Genomic DNA, 4,929 nt, shown 5'->3' on the forward strand with positions numbered 1-4,929 from the left:
CGGCGGGCGCGCGGAGTACGGCTCGCGGCCACCGCGGCGGCCGTCGCGAACCACAGCACACCGTGGTTGGCACTCCGGCTCAGCCGCGGCAGCACGGGCCCACCGGCGGGCCAGTTCCGTTCGGCCGCCGCCTCGAAGAGACGGGAGTCCAGGGAGAGCAGCCACTCGCGCAGGGCGTGGCGGCCGGGCAGGGGGACCGTGAGGTCGACGTCGGGGCTCATGCGGTGCCGGGTACCCTGAAATGGCCGTTTGCTGCCCGGCGGACCGTCGGCGAGCCGATGCCACCGCCGGCGGACCGTTTCGATCCGACCGTCGGCGGACCGTTTCATCGGAGGAACCCCCGCATGCGCCTGCTCCTCATCCGCCACGGCCAGACCACGGCCAACGTGGACTTCCTCCTCGACACGGCCGTCCCGGGCGCGGAGCTGACCGACCTCGGCCGCCGCCAGGCCGACGCCCTCCCCGAGGCAGTGGCCGACGAGGACATCGAGGCCCTCTACGCCTCCACCCTCATCCGCACCCAGCAGACCGCGGCCCCGCTGGCCGCCGCCCGCGGCCTCGACGTACGCGTCCGGGACGGTATTCGCGAGCTGACCGCCGGTGACCTGGAGATGCTGCCCGGCGACCGGGAACCCGGCCACGAGTACATGCGGATCGTCTTCGCGTGGGCGGCCGGTGACACGGAGTTGCGGATGCCGGGCGGTGAGAACGGCGTGGAGGCCCTCGCCCGCTACGACGGCGTGATCGCCGAGGCCGCCGACAGCGGCGCCCGCACCGTCGCCATGATCAGCCACGGCGCCGCGATCCGGATGTGGACGGCCGCCCGCGCCGACAACGTCGACGTGTCCTTCGCCGCCGCCCGCCCCCTCGACAACACCGGCATCGTCGTCCTGGACGGCTCCCCGGCCGACGGCTGGAAGGCCCTGTCCTGGGCGGGCGCGGCGGTGGAGACGGCCGGACCGGACACCGAAGGCGGCCCGGCCGGACAACCGCTCGACGCGGACCAGAAGCCCTGAGGGGGCACAATAAGGGTTTGCCCGGCCGCGAGGCCGCCCCACAGAATGCGTGGTCATGGGACATCTGGAAGCCGCACACCTTGAGTACTACCTCCCCGACGGGAGGCCGCTGCTCGGCGATGTGTCCTTCCGGGTCGGCGAAGGGGCCGTGGTCGCTCTGGTCGGGCCCAACGGCGCCGGCAAGACGACCCTGCTCCGGCTGATCTCCGGCGAGCTGAAACCGCACGGTGGCACGGTCACCGTGAGTGGCGGCCTGGGCGTGATGCGCCAGTTCGTGGGCTCCGTGCGCGACGAGACGACCGTACGGGACCTGCTGGTGTCGGTCGCACCGCCGCGCATCCGCGAGGTCGCGGCGGAGGTCGACAGGGCCGAGCACGGCATCATGACCGTCGACGACGAGGCGGCCCAACTCGCGTACGCGCAGGCCCTGTCCGACTGGGCCGAGGTGCACGGCTACGAGTTCGAGACCCTGTGGGACATGTGCACCATGGCCGCGCTCGGCGTGCCGTACGACAAGGCACAGTTCCGGCAGGTGAGCACGCTCTCCGGCGGTGAGCAGAAGAGGCTCGTGCTCGAAGCGCTGTTGCGCGGCAGCGAAGAGGTGCTGCTGCTCGACGAGCCCGACAACTACCTTGACGTGCCCGGCAAACGCTGGCTGGAGGAGCGCCTCAAGGAGACCCGCAAGACGGTCCTGTTCGTCTCCCACGACCGTGAACTCCTCGCCCGTGCCGCCGAGAAGATCGTCTCCGTGGAGCCCTCGCCGACCGGCGCCGACGCCTGGGTGCACGGGGCCGGCTTCGCCACCTACCACGAGGCCCGGCGTGAACGCTTCGCCCGCTTCGAGGAGTTGCGCCGCCGCTGGGACGAGAAGCACGCCCAGCTGAAGAAGCTCGTCCTGAATCTCCGTCAGGCCGCTTCCATCAGCCACGAGTTGGCGTCCCGCTACGCCGCCGCCCAGACCCGCCTGCGCAAGTTCGAGGAGGCGGGCCCGCCGCCGGAGCCGCCGCGCGAGCAGGACATCACCATGCGCATCAAGGGCGGCCGCACCGGCGTAAGGGCCGTCACCTGCAAGGGACTTGAACTCACCGGGTTGATGAAACCCTTCGACCTGGAGGTCTTCTACGGCGAACGCGTCGCCGTCCTCGGCTCCAACGGCTCCGGCAAGTCGCACTTCCTGCGCCTGCTCGCCGGCGACGACGTGAAGCACACGGGGGAGTGGAAGCTCGGCGCGCGCGTCGTGCCGGGCCACTTCGCGCAGACCCACGCCCACCCCGAACTCCAGGGCCGCACCCTCCTCGACATCCTGTGGAAGGAGCACGCGCAGGCCCAGGGCCCCGCCATGTCCCGGCTGCGCCGCTACGAACTGACCGGCCAGGCCGAGCAGACCTTCGACCGCCTCTCCGGCGGCCAGCAGGCCCGCTTCCAGATCCTCCTCCTGGAACTCCAGGGCGTCACCGCCCTGCTCCTCGACGAGCCCACCGACAACCTCGACCTGGAGTCCGCGGAAGCCCTCCAGGAGGGTCTGGAGGCGTTCGACGGGACGGTGCTCTCCGTCACGCACGACCGCTGGTTCGCCCGCTCCTTCGACCGCTACCTGGTCTTCGGCAGCGACGGCAGGGTCCGCGAGAGCGCCGAGCCCGTGTGGGACGAGCGGCGGGTGGAGCGCGCGCGATAGTCCGTGCAGTGCGGAGGCCGCGGGGCCCGAATGTTCGTAGAGTGGACTCAGGACCGTGAGACTCGACGAGCGGGGCACACCATGACCGGAGTCGACCCTGCGCGCCTGGACGACTCCCAGCTCATGAAGGAGCTGGAGACCATCCACCGCACGCGCCACGACACCCTGCTGTATGGCTCGAACGACGCGCTGCGCGCCCACAACGACCGCATGGCCGGGCTGGAGGGCGAGTACCTGCGCCGCCATCCGCGCCGCCTCGTGGCCCCCGGCCGCACCCGGCAGGGGGCACGCGAGCGGGACTGAGGGGTGCGGGTTTGTGCCTTGAGGTCGGGGGCAGGCGAACCTTCAGCGCTGGATCGCAAACGCGTTCCCACCGACGGTGACCGTCCAACCCGGAGCATGCTCAAGGGAGTTGTGACGCACCATGCCCAGCACCGTGTCCACTCGCACGAACACGAAGCGACATTCCCACCCTGACGCCCCCGACACCGCGGAGGCGTTCCGCACGCTGGTCACGCTGCCGCCCGGCCCGCAGCACGACACCGTCCGCGAACGCATCGTGGAGGCCTGGCTGCCCATGGCCGACCGGCTCGCCGGACGCTTCCGCAACCGGGGCGAGAGCACCGAGGACTTACGACAGGTCGCCGCCCTCGGCCTGGTCAAGGCCGTCGACCGGTACGACCCCGAGCGCGGCAACGCGTTCGAGAGCTATGCGGTGCCGACCATCACCGGCGAGATCAAACGGCACTTCCGCGACCACATGTGGACGCTGCACGTGCCGCGCCGGGTGCAGGATCTGCGCAACCGGGTGCGGGTCGCCGGGCAGGAGCTGGCGCAGACGGTGCCGGGGCGGCGGCCCACGGTGGCGGAGCTCGCCGCGCACGCGTGCCTCTCCGAGGAGGATGTGCGGGCCGGTCTTGAGGCGCTGGAGAGTTTCAGCGCGTTGTCGTTGGACGCGGTGGCCTCCGGCGGTGCGGACGGGTGGGCGTTGGGGGACGTACTCGGGTCCGCTGATCCGGCGTTGGACGTCGTGGTGGATCGGGAGGCTGTGAAGCCGCGGCTCGCTGCGCTGCCTGAGCGGGAGCGGGAGATCTTGTACCTGCGGTTCTTCGGGGACATGACGCAGAGCCGGATCGCGGAGGAGTTCGGGATTTCGCAGATGCATGTGTCCCGGTTGATCAGTCGGTGTTGCCGGCGGATTCGGGAGCAGGTTCTTGAGGATGCCGCTTAGAGGTCGTGTGTCGGCTGCGGGTCGGTGGGGGCTGGTCGCGCAGTTCCCCGCGCCCCTAAAAGCACCAGCCGGGCTGTGTTCACTCGCTCGGGCTCTCTCCTTAACCCCAATGGGGCCCGGCCGCGCGCGGCTCCGAATGGGCCGGGCTTCGATGGTGTTGCCGCCGTCCTCGGTCTAAGGAGACCCGCTCATGCGCCGCACCGCCCTTGCTCTGTCCGCCGTCGCCCTGGTCGGCGTCGTCGGGGGTGCCGCCGCCCCGGCTCTGGCCGCCGATTCAGCCGCCGAGGTCAGCCCGAGCACCGCCCAGGCGGGCGGGAGCGTGACCGTGTCCGTCTCCTGCGAGGCGATCGGTGGGATCGCGCCCGAGACCCTGGACGCCTCCTCCCAGGCCTTCGACGACGGCACCGTCCAACTGCGGAAGGTGCCCGGCAATGACGACCGGGCCGCCGGAGCCGCGTATCGCGGTACCGCGCGCATCTCCGACGACGAGCAGGTCGGACGGGACGCCGCGTGGACCGTCGACGGGACCTGTCCGGCGCCGCCGGGCGGGCAGGGCAGGCCGTGGAGTGCGACCTTCAGCGTGGAACGCGGGGGCAGGGGCGGGCAGCGGCCGTGTCAGGAACCCCGAGGTGATGCGTGTGCCGGCGCCGCCGTGATCGAGCGCGGAGTGCGGGCCGGGGAGGGCGGAACCTTCACCGACTCCGTGCCGGCGCTGGTCGCCGGGGGCGTGCTGATCGCGGGCGCGCTCGGCGGTGCCGTGTACCGGCTGCGCAGGCGGACACCGGGACACTGAGGGCACGACCGGAACACGGCACTGCACCAGCGACTGCGCGGAGGCACCATGCGGCAGGCGGACGCGGTAGGCCAGGGACCCGTCCGTTACGGGCCGGTGCTCCCCGACGACGGACTGCCCGTCCTGCCGGAACTGGCAGCCGTCCTCGCCGCCGCCGCGACCCGCACCGAGGAACAGCCCGTCGGCGGCGCCCCCGCGCTGCTCGACGCCGCGA

Annotated in this window: 5 protein-coding genes and 2 pseudogenes; 6 read left to right on the forward strand and 1 reads right to left on the reverse strand. The window is 71.8% G+C overall.

Translation table 11 applies throughout. The features are described from left to right. Positions 1–221: pseudogene (locus R6V09_RS45755) on the reverse strand (phosphoesterase); the annotation flags it as partial. A 123-nt stretch (positions 222–344) separates the two neighbouring features. Between R6V09_RS45755 and R6V09_RS45760 the strand changes: the two are divergent. From R6V09_RS45760 to R6V09_RS45785, 6 genes and pseudogenes are all read left to right on the forward strand, one after another. Further along, entirely contained in the window at positions 345–1,016 is a 672-nt protein-coding gene (locus R6V09_RS45760; RefSeq protein WP_317887393.1) for a histidine phosphatase family protein, read from the forward strand. Positions 1,017–1,071: 55 nt separating this feature from the next. Next, a complete protein-coding gene (locus R6V09_RS45765) occupies positions 1,072–2,691 on the forward strand; it encodes an ABC-F family ATP-binding cassette domain-containing protein (protein WP_317887394.1) in 1,620 nt (539 codons plus the stop codon). Positions 2,692–2,721: 30 nt separating this feature from the next. After that, on the forward strand, positions 2,722–2,994 hold the full coding sequence (locus R6V09_RS45770; protein WP_317887395.1) for a DUF6158 family protein: 273 nt from the start codon (positions 2,722–2,724) through the stop codon (positions 2,992–2,994). A 121-nt stretch (positions 2,995–3,115) separates the two neighbouring features. Then, positions 3,116–3,922, forward strand: a complete 807-nt coding sequence (locus R6V09_RS45775; RefSeq protein WP_317887396.1) for an RNA polymerase sigma factor SigF — start codon at positions 3,116–3,118, stop codon at positions 3,920–3,922. A gap of 190 nt (positions 3,923–4,112) precedes the next feature. Further along, positions 4,113–4,715, forward strand: coding sequence for a hypothetical protein (locus R6V09_RS45780; RefSeq protein WP_317887397.1), 603 nt, complete (start codon positions 4,113–4,115; stop codon positions 4,713–4,715). Positions 4,716–4,763: 48 nt separating this feature from the next. Then, positions 4,764–4,929: pseudogene (locus R6V09_RS45785) on the forward strand (pyridoxal phosphate-dependent aminotransferase); the annotation flags it as partial.

Source organism: Streptomyces sp. W16 (assembly GCF_033194735.1).
Lineage (GTDB): Bacteria > Actinomycetota > Actinomycetes > Streptomycetales > Streptomycetaceae > Streptomyces.

Coding starts and splice junctions, on each gene's coding strand:
- R6V09_RS45775 (WP_317887396.1), top strand. CDS start 3,116: ATGCCCAGCACCGTGTCCACTCGCACGAACACGAAGCGACATTCCCAC.
- R6V09_RS45770 (WP_317887395.1), top strand. CDS start 2,722: ATGTTCGTAGAGTGGACTCAGGACCGTGAGACTCGACGAGCGGGGCAC.
- R6V09_RS45780 (WP_317887397.1), top strand. CDS start 4,113: ATGCGCCGCACCGCCCTTGCTCTGTCCGCCGTCGCCCTGGTCGGCGTC.
- R6V09_RS45765 (WP_317887394.1), top strand. CDS start 1,072: ATGGGACATCTGGAAGCCGCACACCTTGAGTACTACCTCCCCGACGGG.
- R6V09_RS45760 (WP_317887393.1), top strand. CDS start 345: ATGCGCCTGCTCCTCATCCGCCACGGCCAGACCACGGCCAACGTGGAC.